General features: G+C 37.6%; 12 protein-coding genes and 3 pseudogenes. 7 read left to right on the forward strand and 8 right to left on the reverse strand.

The annotated features are described in order from the left end of the window. Positions 1–366: pseudogene (locus tag PULV_RS00110) on the forward strand (ISAs1 family transposase); the annotation flags it as partial. 211 nt (positions 367–577) lie between these two features. After that, positions 578–1,487, forward strand: a pseudogene (locus PULV_RS00115) (IS3 family transposase); the annotation flags it as partial. A gap of 31 nt (positions 1,488–1,518) precedes the next feature. Here the strand turns inward: PULV_RS00115 and PULV_RS21830 are convergent. The 4 genes from PULV_RS21830 to PULV_RS00130 all read right to left on the reverse strand — a co-directional run bounded on the left by PULV_RS21830 (position 1,519) and on the right by PULV_RS00130 (position 6,768). Next, entirely contained in the window at positions 1,519–1,677 is a 159-nt protein-coding gene (locus PULV_RS21830; RefSeq protein WP_227009316.1) for a transposase, read from the reverse strand. Between the two features lie 567 nt (positions 1,678–2,244). Further along, a complete protein-coding gene (locus PULV_RS00120) occupies positions 2,245–3,207 on the reverse strand; it encodes a ParB N-terminal domain-containing protein (RefSeq protein WP_193330573.1) in 963 nt (320 codons plus the stop codon). A 10-nt stretch (positions 3,208–3,217) separates the two neighbouring features. Then, positions 3,218–3,994, reverse strand: a complete 777-nt coding sequence (locus PULV_RS00125) for a division plane positioning ATPase MipZ (protein WP_193330574.1) — start codon at positions 3,992–3,994, stop codon at positions 3,218–3,220. A gap of 1,490 nt (positions 3,995–5,484) precedes the next feature. After that, the gene (locus PULV_RS00130; RefSeq protein ID WP_193330575.1) at positions 5,485–6,768 is read right to left on the reverse strand and encodes a hypothetical protein; all 1,284 of its coding nucleotides are present in this window, start codon (positions 6,766–6,768) and stop codon (positions 5,485–5,487) included. 435 nt (positions 6,769–7,203) lie between these two features. On the opposite strand from PULV_RS00130, the gene PULV_RS00135 reads away from it, so the two are divergent. Next, positions 7,204–7,818: a DUF6531 domain-containing protein gene (locus PULV_RS00135; protein WP_193330576.1), complete on the forward strand. Its 615-nt coding sequence runs from the start codon at positions 7,204–7,206 to the stop codon at positions 7,816–7,818. Here PULV_RS00135 and PULV_RS00140 read toward each other — a convergent pair. The 3 genes and pseudogenes from PULV_RS00140 to PULV_RS00150 all read right to left on the reverse strand — a co-directional run bounded on the left by PULV_RS00140 (position 7,772) and on the right by PULV_RS00150 (position 10,382). Beyond that, a complete protein-coding gene (locus tag PULV_RS00140; protein WP_193330577.1) occupies positions 7,772–8,032 on the reverse strand; it encodes a hypothetical protein in 261 nt (86 codons plus the stop codon). The two genes, PULV_RS00135 and PULV_RS00140, sit on opposite strands and share 47 nt — an antisense overlap. Positions 8,033–8,333: 301 nt before the next feature. Then, positions 8,334–9,605, reverse strand: a pseudogene (locus tag PULV_RS00145) (TonB-dependent siderophore receptor); the annotation flags it as partial. A gap of 639 nt (positions 9,606–10,244) precedes the next feature. Beyond that, positions 10,245–10,382 (reverse strand): hypothetical protein, encoded by a 138-nt coding sequence (locus tag PULV_RS00150; RefSeq protein ID WP_193330578.1) that lies wholly within the window; start codon positions 10,380–10,382, stop codon positions 10,245–10,247. 249 nt (positions 10,383–10,631) lie between these two features. Here PULV_RS00150 and PULV_RS21835 point away from each other — a divergent pair, with 249 nt between their 5' ends. From PULV_RS21835 to PULV_RS00165, 4 genes are all read left to right on the forward strand, one after another. Beyond that, a complete protein-coding gene (locus PULV_RS21835) occupies positions 10,632–11,369 on the forward strand; it encodes a hypothetical protein (RefSeq protein ID WP_227009317.1) in 738 nt (245 codons plus the stop codon). 24 nt (positions 11,370–11,393) lie between these two features. Then, on the forward strand, positions 11,394–12,296 hold the full coding sequence (locus PULV_RS21840; protein WP_227009318.1) for a cyclic peptide export ABC transporter: 903 nt from the start codon (positions 11,394–11,396) through the stop codon (positions 12,294–12,296). A 67-nt stretch (positions 12,297–12,363) separates the two neighbouring features. Continuing rightward, positions 12,364–13,107, forward strand: a complete 744-nt coding sequence (locus PULV_RS00160) for a thioesterase II family protein (protein WP_193330579.1) — start codon at positions 12,364–12,366, stop codon at positions 13,105–13,107. Between the two features lie 104 nt (positions 13,108–13,211). Beyond that, positions 13,212–13,916: a 4'-phosphopantetheinyl transferase family protein gene (locus PULV_RS00165; RefSeq protein WP_227009319.1), complete on the forward strand. Its 705-nt coding sequence runs from the start codon at positions 13,212–13,214 to the stop codon at positions 13,914–13,916. Positions 13,917–14,030: 114 nt separating this feature from the next. Here PULV_RS00165 and PULV_RS00170 read toward each other — a convergent pair whose 3' ends face one another. After that, positions 14,031–14,456 carry a sigma-70 family RNA polymerase sigma factor gene (locus tag PULV_RS00170; RefSeq protein WP_227009320.1) on the reverse strand — a complete coding sequence of 142 codons (426 nt, stop codon included), beginning with the start codon at positions 14,454–14,456 and terminating at the stop codon, positions 14,031–14,033. Between the last annotated feature and the right edge of the window lie 286 nt (positions 14,457–14,742).

Raw genomic sequence — 14,742 nt, forward strand, 5'->3', positions numbered from 1 at the left:
AAACGGTTATTGAGGTCGCAAAAGGCCGTAAAGTAGGTGACAAAATGAGTTATACTTCTCACTTTTATGTCAGTTCATTGGCGGTAAAACCAGAGTTAGTGGCGAAAGTAATACGCGAACATTGGCACATAGAGAATAGACTTCACTGGGTATTAGATGTTGTTTTCAAAGAAGATAAATTAAAGATCTCCGACCCTGACGGGGCGGCCCACATAGCCTTATTCAATAAACATAATTAGCCAACACCAAAGTAAAAAAGACAGTTTAACGGCAAAACGGAGAGGGGCAGCTTGGAATGGTGGTTTTAGGGCGGAATTGCTATTTGGTGGATTTGTAAGCAAAGTAGAATCCCGCCTTGTAAAATGATCTTAATCATTTAAATTAGATACTAATAATGCCTCAAAAGAATTAAAGATCATATTTTGGATCTATTAATATATTTTTTTAATGGTACTATGACTATCAATGAATTCTATATTTTAAAGATAAGTATGATTAACCAAGTGTAGTGGCATAGTTAATTAGGCCACCTAATTAGAAGTGTTATCATGCACCTCATCAAACTTTAGGTGACACTATGACAAAAAGAAAAAGACCCAATTTTACTCCTGAGTTCAGACTTGAGTGTGCACAGCTAGTCGTTGATAAAGGTTACTCTGTAATCGAAGCTTCACAAGCAAAGCAACACCTTTAACACCAGGGCAACTTGAAATTCGCGAGCTTAAAAAACGAATTGCACGCATTGAAGAAGAAAAGGAAATATTAAAAAAGGCTACGGCTCTCTTGATGTCGGACTCGTTGAACAGTTCACGATAATCAAAGCCCTTAAAGGGAGTCATGCCGTTAAACGTTGCTGTGAGGTATTCGAAATACATCGCAGCAGCTATAAATATTGGGCAAAACAAGCGAGAAGCATTAAACCTGAAGAGGTTGAAGCACGTGCAATGGTGAAAAGCATTTACGCAGAAAGTAACTGCTCTGCTGGTGCTAGAACTATCGCAGGTATTGCGACAACCAGAGGCTTACCATTAAGCCGTTATGTTGCAACTCGTTTGATGAAAGAGCAAGGCTTAGCGAGCTGTCAACTACCGAGTCATCAATATAAGCAAGCGACGCAAGAGCATGTTGCCATACCGAACACGATTGAACGTCAGTTCACAGTCACTCAACCTGATCAAGTTTGGTGTGGTGACATTACGTTTATTTGGGCTGGAAATCGCTGGGCTTACCTTGCGCTTGTAATGGATTTATTTGCACGTAAACCGGTTGGTTGGGCAATGTCATACTCGCCTGATACGAAGTTAACAGCTAAAGCACTAACGATGGCATTTGAATCAAGGGGATGGCCGAAAGGTGTCATGTTTCATTCAGATCAAGGTAGTACCTATACGAGTAGAAACTACCGCCAGTTATTATGGAGATATAAAATAGAGCAAAGTATGAGTCGTCGTGGTAATTGTTGGGACAATAGCCCTATGGAGCGATTCTAATGGATACCAACAACAGGTTATCGCTCATTTACTGAAGCAGTAAATCGACTTCGCCATCTTCGGTGCGAATGGTTTTCGCTGAGAAGCCGTTGTGGGAATTATAGTGGTGTGATTGCTCATGTCGAGCATAACCAAGGTGCTTGTCCAGTTCAGCATTAAGCGCTGCTTCGAGTTCTTTTTTATTCATTATTGCCTACCCTAAATCCTGTATAAGGATTAATAATAGGCAGTTACACAGATTTAGTTACAGAGTCTTTTCTAAATAAACTCCCCTTCCCTTCTTCTTTCTTTGTGAGCGTCTGGCGATCTACACAAAGTTAAGTTTTATGTTTCTTGGTCGAAAAATCTGATCACCACAAGGGCATTTAGTTCAATTTCTCATGCGCAGCTCTGGTTAAATAAATTGAAGCTACTTTAGGGGGAAAATTAATTAGCGGAATGTGCAATTGACCGGATGCTTACATTATCATTGATAATGAAATCACTTCGTTAAGCTTTAATGGTGGCATCAATTTTTTCTTCTATTAGTCATCTTATGTAATGTATTGATGTCAGACACGTCTGACAATTTATTGCTTGATTGTAGTGAGTAACATCTTTTTTTAGTTAAGATAAATTACAATCGGTGAGATTAAGGCGGCGAAGAAATAGGAGGGAAGTAATATATAAGGGGGTTATACTTTTATCTACACAAGTAATCGCGCCCTAATGATTTTTGTGTCAGCCCCTCAATCAAAATTGAGGGGCTTTTAGATTAAGAATCAATCGAGTATTTTGATAAGATTGCCTCAATCTCATGAAATACTTTGCTACTATTTTTTAGAGGGATATTTATTTTTATATTCTTGCTGTCTTTTTTTACTGATACAACTGAATCACCTAACTTGTATTCTGATTCATCAACGACTTTTTCAACACCATTGAGCTCATCAAAAAATTTAAGTAAAGAGTCTACTTTTTGAAAGCGTTTTGATTTAAGCTCGGTAAGTAATATCTCTTTATCTTCCTTCGTTTCAAATTTTTTAAAGGCGGATTTTACTTTTGTACTATTTCTTAATGTCCATGAATATGCATCAACAACAGAATTAAACAGCGTGTCAGGTAATGCAGCAATGTGTAATTTCTCAGACATAGTTTGTCGAGCTTGGTCATTCATTTTCGCAAAGTCTTCCACCGATAATTTTCCGTTATTTACAACTTTAAGTCGCTCGTACTCCGAGTGCAAATAGCGACAATCAGCAATAAAGTCGTTATCGAGACGACCCTCATTTTCTTCTATAGCAAGATACTTTGCTTCATCATCATCAATATCAACTAAATCTGCAGTAAGGAGGGTGTTTGCTTCTATGCACGACAAACGTCTACGACAGCCAAAGATCACTTCAATCGTACAGCCATTTTCATCTGCCACTGCGAGCTTACGTGCGAGAACAGGTTGTAAATTACCTTTAGACTTTTTAATTTTTGGTAGTAAATCGTCAATACTAATTGCTAATGCAAAATTGCGTGGATTACCTTGCCATAATCGTGTCTTTTTAGGATCGACTTGAATTGTTTTTTTTGGTACTTTGCGACTTGGTAATGTCAAAAAAGCATCGTTTTTTGTTCTAACTTCTGATGGATAGCTTGCATTCTCTATCACACTATCAAGCGCTTCAAAATCAACATCTATCGATTTCTTATTGTTTGCATCGAGCTTTTTTAGATCTAACTCCATAATTCAGTCCTTATGCATTAGTGTCAGACGTGTCTGACACTAATGCATCACGTTCAAATGCGACAGCTTTATTACCGTCAATCTCATCTAGTAGCTGGTCAAATACAGCACGTTTTGGATGCATTACTTGAGCATCAGACAAAAGCAGGCCATTATCTTGAATAGAATTAATCTTTTTAATTGTCGGGATTGTAACGCTTGATATTGAAGCGTAAGGAAGTAGTTTTTTGCATGTTTCTTTTGCTTCAATAAGCAAATCTTTGGAATAGTGATCAACTTTGGTAACCAATAAACGCGCGTCGATTCTAAAGTCTTCATCAATGGCAACTTGCATATTTTCTTCGATTTGTTTTGCAACAAACAAAGTTGGAATAAGTTGCTCTATATCAACTTGGCTTGGTTGAAAAGGCATATATACAATATCAGCAACTGCGAGGGTACTCTTAAAGGCTTTGTTTTCGTAACCACCTGTATCCACGATAACGTACTTATAGATTTTTTCTAAGGCTTTTAAATCACGCGTTAAGCTATCATCTGGTTTGCGGAGCTCAACTTTTATAAAAGGTAGGGCTTCTTTGCCTTCAGCGACTAATTTTTCACTATACGCTTCTCGTCTACGAATATAGTTGATGATAGATTCATTTGTATCAGCATCAACAATACAAACTTCATTTTCAGGATTTCTACCCTGCCGTATTGCACGGGCCACCATTGCTCCTGCCGTACTAACAGCTGTTAATGATTTACCAACGCCACCTTTTTTATTACCAAGACACACTATTGCCATTTCAAGCACCCTAATGATTAAAATTACTTTTTGTCAGACGCCTGACACGATGAATCTATACTATGTAGCATTAAAATTCAATAAGTGTCATTCGGTTTTTCATTGAGTTATACAAAAATGTCGCACGCGTCTGACATTATCAAATAGAATAATAAATAGGGGTTGAGTGATTCAATGACTCTTAAATATGAATTCGTAGGCTGCTTTAGTGAAAACGCTTAGCGCTAATGAATGTGCGAACCCTAATGTTTATATTGTTTGGAAATTAAAAAGAAATTTATAAAAACATTATGTACTGTTTAAAAAACCGAGGAGTATTTAGTTGCTAAGTAACTAACACGCATTGATGAATGAATTCATAATACTTATGAAGTCACATAATGAGGAAGTTATTATGCTCGCATTGCATACCATTAATTCGTATTAAAGTTGGGAGGAGCTCAGCTATGTGGCCTAGATTATTTATAATTACAAGTTAGCTCTGTCTTGGTTAAAACTAAAATTATAAGTCTAGCGCTCAAATTTTTTATTGTTGTAGATAGAATTAATCTATCAGTACCACCGTAAAACTGGGGTATTCCATAGATATTATCCAAAAATTGTTCACATAAATTTTTTGCGAATAGTTAGGAAAAGTTATTTGGAATTGTGTCAATCCTCTGTTTCAGCTTTCTTTCAGTAACCTTCACAAAATGATTCCAAATTCGTTCATGTTGAATGCTTAATATCTCGTAAAAAATTGAATTTAAAGTAAAAGAATTGATTTAGTTAGGAGTCTACTGTGTTTAGATTCATATCGATCCTAGAACTATGTTAACCAATGTATCGGGGTGTTGTAATTTGAATTGCAAAGTAGTTCCATATTAATAACACCCCCCATTAGATTTAGGCTGTGTTAGATGAAAACTTCTTAATCAAATGAAAGGCATCGCGGATATCAAGAAAGTCGCTGATTTGATAGGCTTAAACTTGGAATCGACCGGTAAAAGCTTTCAATGCAGCTGCCTGTTTCATGACGATACTAAGCCTTTGGTCTGATCCAATAGTTTCAGTACTTACGTTTTTGAATTTCATCAACAGAGTTGTGGGCCAATTCATCAACTAATAGGGATATAACCCTTAGTAAGCTCTTAATCGAGCATTTTGATTCATTTACAGTTTTTAGTCGAAGAATTTCCAAATGAGAACTGCGAGTCTAAAGTTCAGATATCATACCTGAACAACAAGAATCTCTTGTAGAACGAGAGCATGATTTAGATGATGGTGCTAATGATAAGGTAGTTGGAGAGTTGAGCAAAAGGTAATAAAGAAGTATAAACATATGAAGCTTTAATGTTCTTCAGCTTGAGGGTGCTCGAAGTTCTGTATTAGCTTTAAAAGTCAAATATCAAGTACGTTGCTTAAACGCCCTTAAAATAAATAGTCAACAAAGACGAACATAAGCCCTAATTATGTTGGCGTTGAAACGCCAACATATGAACATTTACGATTTAAATATCTAGTTTATCACCACGTAAGCGATATTCTACTCGTAAAATAGTGTCGATATACTCTGTTAGATTTCCTGTCATAATAATTACTTGTAAAGCAGCAAGAAGACTTTTAGCTCTTTGCGTTGGGACATCATTCTTTTTTGAGGGGTCGGAACCATAGTCGTTTTTACCACTCCACCGGGTTCCAGCTAACCGAGTTTGGCAAACTAATGGACCAACCTTATCTTTCTTGCCGAGATGCTCTACGATAGCATGAACATTGACATTCTTGATATCAACAAAATTAAGTAAAAAAGGCCACTTTATAAAGCAACGTAAAAGAACAGCAGAAGATTTTGGGATTAATTCATCTTTATTTCTGTCATTTTTCATGTTTGTAAGCACCGCACTGCTAACACCAAATAAGCTTTGGCCTGCAAGAGTCGTTAAACCTGTAACAATAGAAAATTGCTTAAAATGTTTCCCGCATACAGGCTTTTTCCTTAACTGATGTTCTAAAAGATTTAATCCATTCATTACACTCTGATTTAAGAGTATCTCCGTATCAGAAACAGACGGATGATTAACATCAAATCTGTATCTCAAATAATCATATTTGCTTAGTTCAAAATTGGTTTCTAGGGGAGGGAGCTTCACTTCTTGTTTCTTTATGAAATTGCGATGCTCCAAATTCATTATGTTTAGTGCTAGGACCTCTCCGAGAGCTGTTGGATCATAAATTTGTAATTCATTAATCACGACTTTCAGATCATCTTTAATAGGAGTTAAATAAGTAGGAAGATTGACTTCCAATGAGTTAGTTTTATTTTTTTTAGATTGCGCTTTCTTATTTAATAAGCTGTATAATTTATGAGCACGTTCAACTTTATCATCACCAAGAAAAGTTGCCACTGAACATATCCGCTTATTAGACAGCTTCAGGTTTTCGTCTGATGAAAGAATAATTTCGATTAGCTGTTTAGCTTGCGACATTACATTGTTATCTAGCAATGAGTCTACAATTTCTTGGAAATATGGAGTATTAGACACGATAACAACAGGTATCTTCAGAAGTTCGAATGAAATATCAATTCCACTAGCATCAACATCTATAAGTGATGTGAGTGTAGATAAGAATAAATCGGCGCTTGCTGTATTTCTCTCATAAATAGCCATTTTTAACAATTCATTTGTAGCATACTCTGCTTTAGATAACCTATTTAACACTTGACCAAGGAAAGGGTTATCGCGTATTTCTTTGGCTGTCCATGAAACAACACCAAAATCAAATTCTATTTCCATTTATACTACTTTTAGTAAACTTCGATACTTTTAGTATAGCAAAAGTATCGACCAAGTAAATTTTAATAAGCGTAACCGTCCGCTGAACCACGGCTAGCAGCTTAAACACCTGTACTTGAAAATATCTCTTGATCTCAATTCAGGAGACATATGTGGACACGACCCATTTTGCAAGCATTAGCAGTTTTTATTTTGTAAAAAATACAAAATAAATAGTGTGTTCTTTTAGTTCGTTAACATATGTTCATGTGGTTTTCTGATAAATAGATATTAAAAATATGAGTACGCACGGCTTTAAGTCAAGGGACTTTAAATCCTGCGCCACGGTTAGTATCACGAAAAAAATTTAGAAAAAATTGTATTTAAAATTAAACTTTTATAAAAATCAGAGGAAAGAGTTGGCATAAGTTTTATAAAAATATATTCAGGTAAAAAATGAGATCACTATTTTCTAGTAATGGTTTAGGTTTATTTAACAGTTTAATCAATAAGTTAGGCAGTGAAGTTGACGTTTTAGAAAGTCAAATCGGTCGCTCAAATTCGACTATGTATGTTAATGCAGCAACAGGGAATTTGGTTGTCCAAAATACTGATGAATCAATTAAAGGAATGGGCCTTGGCCTGAATGTACTAAGAACATACAACAGCCTTGGTAATTTTGATGGTGACAATAACGATCAGTGGCGATTAGGCTTTATTCGATCTTTGAGTTTAGAAGGAGTAAAAAATGGATCAGGCAGTGTAGTTAAAAAAACTACTGCTGATGGGTATGAACAAACTTTTAAATTTGATTCAACAAAAGGTATCTATATAAGTACAGAAGGGAATGGTGCTCATGATGTCATCAAATTAAATAATGATGGTACGGGTGAACTTACATTCGGTGAGAATGGTCATAAAGAAGTTTATAATACTGACTATAAGCTAGCTTCTTTTAGTGATACAAATGGACACTCAACATCTATTAATTATAAAAGTGGATTGGTCTTTTCGATTAATACAACTACTGCATTACCTCTTCAAGGTTTTTTTGATCAAAACTTTCGATAAAGTCAGCATTAATAACCGAGATTGACTGCGGTGTTTCTTGCACGGCTAAATCTAGCCCTGTTGGACTTGAACTGCGCTTGATTTGCTTGCCCATGACACTCACCCGCTCGATATCTTCATCGTTTTTAGGTGTTTCGGCCATCGCCACTGGGCTGATATAAATGAATGACAACATTAAGGATAATACGCTGTATAGATGAGTTTTTGTTAACATGAGATATCCATATTTCCTTTTCATGTTAGTGGACATTTAAAATTGCTTTTTACGAAAAATGTATTATTTGCAAGATTGCTATACAGGCGAAAACACACTAAAGAAATTTAATAAGAAATATTTATTTAAAAACGGAGATGGCGGGAGTTAGTGTGTTATGACAATTAGGGCTTAGGTTATTAGTGATTTAGTCTCCAGCAGTTGGATATGGCGGTAAAATGAAGGTGGATTTCATACTACGCGCTTGATTAAAAGGCGACACTGTGTCGCCTAGAGTATTTTTTATATTTAGAGGCGGTAGTTAGAAGCTGTAGTTTCTTGGTTCTGCCATGCGTTTTGTGGTTTGATCAAAACCTGCCACATAGGTTTTATCGGTGGCATTTTTTATGTTCAAACCTATTTTTGCATGTTCAGTTAGGTTGTAATGTGCAAAGAGATCAAGTGTAGTTAACCTATTTTCCTCGAATTTTGTGCCAGTCCAATTGCTCATTGAAGCATCTTGTGGGGTGATAGCATTATATGTTTTATCATCCTGCCATTGTAAGCCAACCCCAATAGTAAAATCTTTCCAATCATAAGTGCTGTGCATGTTCAGTAAGGTGCGTGGTAATTCGGTATTGATTTCTGTACCGTCAGAGCTTTCAATCTCGAACTTGCTGTATCCAGCGCTGATCTGCCAAGAGTTAGTGAGGTGCGCACGCGTTTCAAATTCATAACCTGTTGTTTGCGCGCCATCAATTTGCCTGTAGGCAAATTTTCTATCGCTATTTATAATTAAAAACATCTGAGGTACATCTTTCTTTTTGGTCTCAAAATATGTGCCTGTAAAGTAGAGGTTGTCGTTCAACCAAGGCGATTTAAAACCCAACTCGATATTGTTGGCTGTTTCTGAATCCAGTGGCTTATTGTTAATATCAAACTTCTCACTGTGCGGACGATAAATATCGGTGCAACTTGAATAAAGCGTGATGTTTTCGCTAATAGAGTACAGCACACCGGAATAATGTGTGGGTGTATTTTCATCAAAGCTTACATCTTGTCTGCGCGCTGAGCGCATTATATGTTGTTCGTATTGGTTAAATTTAATGCCTGCAATGGTAAATAGCTCGTCGGTCAGTTGGAAACGGGTGGCAATGGCTAATCCAGTTTCAGTGGTATCAAATAAACCATCATCAGTGCTCTTGGAAAACGCTGGGCGCTTAGAGGTGTCGATACGTTTAGCGCTATAATCATCTAACATCACAATGCCTTCTACCTCTGGCGCTGCGAGGTAATCATTGTTGCGATTAGCATCGGTATGCGAAGCGGTAACAACTATTTGCTGGGTATAACCTAACAGCTCAAACTGACCATTTAACTGCAGCGCTGCATTATTGATTACGTAATCATCAACATAATTTATATGCTCAGCAATCAGCCCTGATTGTTTGCCGGGCATGACAAAGGGTTGAATATCGGCAAAAGTACGGATTAAATCAACCTCCGCTTCGCTACGTTGCAGCTGTGCGGTCAAAAACCACTCTTTATTAAAATCATGCACTAAACGTGTGTTAATTGCTTGATGCTTGTTATCGTTATAGCTCCAGTCTTTTTCACCTCATCTGATGTGCGTGAGCCATCCACATAAAAAATAGCTGGTGGCGCCTCTGGTGAGTCCACACCTCGATTTTGTGCGTGATAATTTAAATCGAATACCGTGTTATCGGATAGATGTTTATTCACCGTTAAGTAAATAACCGATTTTGGTTTTCATGATCAAGGTAGGAATCTGCCGCATCATAAGAAACCATCGAGAGGCCACTGAGGATTTTTTCTTGTGTTAGTGCACCGTTGATATCAGCGGTGCCACCTAAGCTGGGCCAAGAGCCAGCATGCAGTTGGATATTGGCAAAAAATCTTTTGATGCTTTTTTGCTCACCAAATTTACGGTTTCGGAAGGAGCAGCTGCGCCTTGCATAAAACCTGGCACACCTTTAATGACTTCAATTTGTTCATAAATAACAGGTTCTAAATAGCACTCTTGGAAAATACCATACGCAGAAGCGATACCATCTTTAACAAAGTTATTTAAGAAAAACCGCGGGCATATAAATTAGAGCCTCTACCGTAACTGTCCTGCGCGGTGAACACCCCGTGGTATTGCTGAGCACTTCTTCAATAGTAGCGCTGTCGATAATCGAAATCGCCTGTAGCGTGTCTTTTTCCGATAAATTTAGACCCGTCGGGCCTTTAGATTTTTTAATGGCGCCATATCATCGGATGTGTCAACTTTGCTTTGTGCTTGGGCCGAACCCATACCAAATAATGACAGAAGAAGCGCTGTGGCTATCGGGCTGTATGTCGTTTTCATGATTTCCTTGTTCATATAGATCGTTTTGCAATATTTCTGACACAAACACGAAAGCACACGAGAAAAATTTAATAAAAACTCCATTTTTAAAGGAATGGTATCCGTGTTTCGTTTGCAGTGATGAACAGAGTGATCTCAGTAAAACTTTCTTGTTGATTTTTCTGCCTTAGATACGTCTATGAGCCAGTAGAATTGAGAGTAAGCAGTGGAGAGTAAAGTGGAAAAACGGGAGAGAAAACGCGACCTGGCTTGTGGCAATTTTTTGCAACCGTAGGTTGTAGTCTCATCTTCGGCACAATCAGTGTTTCACTTGTCGCCTTGATTAATGAAATTATCAATTCTTCGACAGACATGCGTGTTGGGCAATTCCAGTTATTTGCAGTATTGGCGGCTGGTGGCGTGGTATCACAGTTAATATCAAAAGTGGTGGCAGAGCGCTTAAGTGAGCAAAGCCAAGCTGAACTCAGAAAATTTGTCGCCAGTAAAACCATTGATGCTAAGTTGTCACACATTGAACAGGAAGGCTCTGCAAAAATTAAGTCTTGTTTAACCGAGCACAGTTTAAAGGTAGCAGGGTTTTTCATTAGCCTACCGAGTATCTTGACCAATGCCATGATAGTACTCGGCGCCTTTCTTTATATGGCGTGGTTAGATTGGCAAGTGTTTTTATTTGCCGTGGTTACCTTGGTGATTGGGTCGGTAGGATACAGTATTGCTAATAGTGTTGCTTATAAAAAAATTAGCGAAGCCGCAAACTTACAAGATGATTTGTATTTACAGTTTGACGCCATTACGGAAGGTGCAAAGGAGCTGAAACTTAATCGAGCGAAACGAAACTTTTTTAGAGATCACGTGCTTGGACCTGCATTAGATAAGGTGAAAGAGAAGCGTGTTCAAGGTGCCAGCATTTATCATATGGCTTCATCTTGGGGCGGTTTTACGGTATTTTCATTTATTGGCGGCGCTCTGTATTTTCTTTCATTATAAGATGTCGCAGGCAGCCAGAAAGTGATGTCAGGTTTTGCTTTATTGTTCCTTTATATGCTGACATCGCTTGAAGTATTATTAGGCTCTATACCGGCAGCGATGACCGCAAAAGTATCAGCACAGACCATCACCGAATTAACGGATCAGCAAGATAGTGACGTTGTTGATCAACAACCCAGCTTTACAGACTTTAATACTCTAGAGTTTTGTCAATTAAGTCATCATTACTATCATGAACAAAGTGATGATTTATTTGGCTTGCAACCCATTAATTTGCATATTGAAAAGGGTGAATTAATTTATCTGGTCGGTGGTAACGGCAGTGGTAAAACGACATTTGCCAAGGTTCTCTGTGGCCTTTATGAAGCAAATGAAGGTCAAATCATGGTAGATAATCACTTGATCAGCTCAGGAAAACTGGATGATTATCGCCAACTCTTCACCACAGTCTTTGGGGATTATCATTTATTCGATCGGTTATTAACGATTTCGGATCAAAGTCTAGAAGAAAAGGGTAATGTATTGATTCAAAATCTGAACTTGCATCATAAAGTGATGATTGAGCAGGGTGCTTTTTCTACGCAAAAGCTTTCCCAAGGCCAGCGAAAACGTTTGGCATTAGTTGTCGCTTATCTTGAAGACCGACCATTTTACTTATTTGATGAGTGGGCAGCAGATCAAGATCCGGTATTTAAAGATGTTTTTTATACAGAAGTGCTGCCTGAGTTAAAGGAAAAAGGCAAAACGATACTCGTTATCACGCATGATGATAAGTATTTTTCATTGGCAGATCGGTTACTGAGAATGGAAAATGGGTGTTTATCTGAAATCCAGAAATCCAGAAATCCAGAAATCCAGAAATCCAGAAATCCAGAAATCCAGAAATCGATTTATATACATAAACCTCAATTAGAAATACAATATTGAGATAAATTTTTAAGGGTGCTAGGCGTTTTTCATTAAAATCTAGCACCAAGCGAGTTTGGTAGTGCAGATGAGTAATAAATGGTTCATTAAACCAAGAAATAATAATAACGTGACATTACGGCTGTTTTGTTTTCCTTATGCCGGAGGTAATGCATCGACCTATGTTAAATGGAGCAATGATTTACCAGAGCATATAGAGTTAGTGTTGATCCAGCCACCCGGTCGAGCTAATCGGCTAGCAGAGCCCGCTTTTGATAACATGGATGCGTTGGTTGAGAGTTTACAAGAGGCGATAACTCCCTATTTGGATAAGCCCTATGTCTTTTTCGGCCATAGTTTAGGTAGTAGAACAGCCTATGAATTGACAAAACGATTACAAATCCGTGGTGAAAATCTCCCGCAATATTTAATTGCTTCTGGCAGTGCAGCTGCGCATTTACCACGAACGCAAAATAACAGCTGGAATAAATCTGATGCTGAATTTGTTGCATTAATAAAATCTATAAAGGGTACGCCAGAAGCCTTTTTTTTAAATCCAGAAATGATGAATTTATTGCTACCTATGCTAAGAGCTGACTTTAAAGTGTCGGAACAGTACCATTCTGATGTGATAAAGTTAGCCTGCTCAATTTGGGTTTTAGCTGGAACTGAGGATGATATTAGCGTTACAGAATTAAATGCATGGCAAGATTTAACAAACGCCAAGTGTAGTATTGAGTATGTCGCTGGCGATCATTTTTTTATAGATAAAAATTCAGCAGCCGTTCTTAAAAAAGTCAATACAATCCTTGCGGATATAACCGTCATGTAGTGCCAACGAAGTGCATGATTCTGGATTTGTGTGCTAAGGTAATCCGTTTAAATCTTTTAGCGAGGTTAACCTCTGCCTATTGATGCTGGAGGTTAATCATTTAATTGAGTGTTAATATTGATATGTGGTTTAGACGTGCAGATATATTTACTTCGCAGTTAAATTTACCCTTTCACTGCGTTTTTTTTGATGTCAACGGCTATAGTATTCAGAATTTTGCTGCTTATGGTATAGAGCTGCCAGTAGGACTGCGTCATGCAGTGGTTAAGCGGCAAGCAGAGTATCTTGCTGGTAGGTTATGTGCACAAGTGGCACTTAAAAATTATGGGCTGGAGAGCTTTCAAGTTGTAAATGGGGATGATAGAGCACCGATTTGGCCTGAACATATCACTGCGAGCATTAGCCACACTAAAGGTATAGCAGCGGCAATGGCCGTTCAAGATCCTAAGATTAAAGGAGTGGGTATCGACATCGAATGTTTAATGGAGAAAAGACAAGAGTCAGAGTTACAACATTATATTATCAATCCTGACGAAATGGCAATCTTTGCCAACTTGGCCGCTATTCATACTTACCCTTTGACGATTATCTTCTCCGCTAAAGAAAGCTTATATAAAGCGCTTTATCCTAGTGTGAAACGATTCTTTGGTTTTGATGCTGCAAGTTTAATATCGTTTGATGATAAGAAACTGGTCTTTATTCTGAATAACGATCTGACAACTGCGATCCGTCAAGGGCAAGTCATTGATGTGTATTACCAGCAACGCCATGATTTAGTGCTCACAGAATGTGTTTTCACCGCTGCGTAGTGAATTAAGACACCTTGTGTATTAACGAGGCCACATCCCTTACATCACTAGAGTGAAGTTTTGGCTCTGAATGAAGCAAAGCCCAGATATTGACTATAACGATGTGGCAAAAAATCATAGAACATCAAGTTCAGCTTGACAGCTGTGAATCACTTCTTTGATCATAAAATTAACCAAAGTAGGTGATATTTGGTAAACCGATGCGATATCTTTTTGCTTGAATGTACCTGAACGATAGAAGCTAATAATATTTTGGTGCCTTTTTGATAGTTTAAGAAGAGTATCATTTACTTTTTTGGCGAGTTGTTCGTTTTCATACCCGTCTTCAATGTCTGTCGAATCGTCGGATATTTGTTCTAAATGTGATAATCCTAAATCGACAATCTTTTCTCTATTTTGTTTTCTCAGCATGTCTAGAGCAATGTCTCGAGCAACCTGAAAACAGAAGTTGGAAGGATTCAGTACCTCGGTGTTTTGTTTGTCATCCCATTTAATCTGAGAAAGGCATCTTGTAGCGCATCTTCGGCTAGGTAGGGGCATTTTAAAATACTAGTAAGGTATGAAAGTATTTTATCTTTGTTTTTATTAATGACTTGAGCCCATTGAATTGAAAAATTGCCCACAAACAAAACTCTATAAATATAAATAATTAACATTGTATTTCCAATTGGGTGGAGTTACCCTTCGAGGCTGCTGGAAAGGCGATGTGTACAACGCGCTCAATGCATTTGATGTTGATAACGGCCTAGGCTTGTATCAACAAATTGCAAAGAATAAAGGCGATTTTATCATCCAAGTTAAAGCGAACCAACGCAATTTACACAAT

It is taken from the genome of Pseudoalteromonas ulvae UL12 (assembly GCF_014925405.1).
GTDB classification, from domain to species: Bacteria; Pseudomonadota; Gammaproteobacteria; order Enterobacterales; family Alteromonadaceae; genus Pseudoalteromonas; species Pseudoalteromonas ulvae.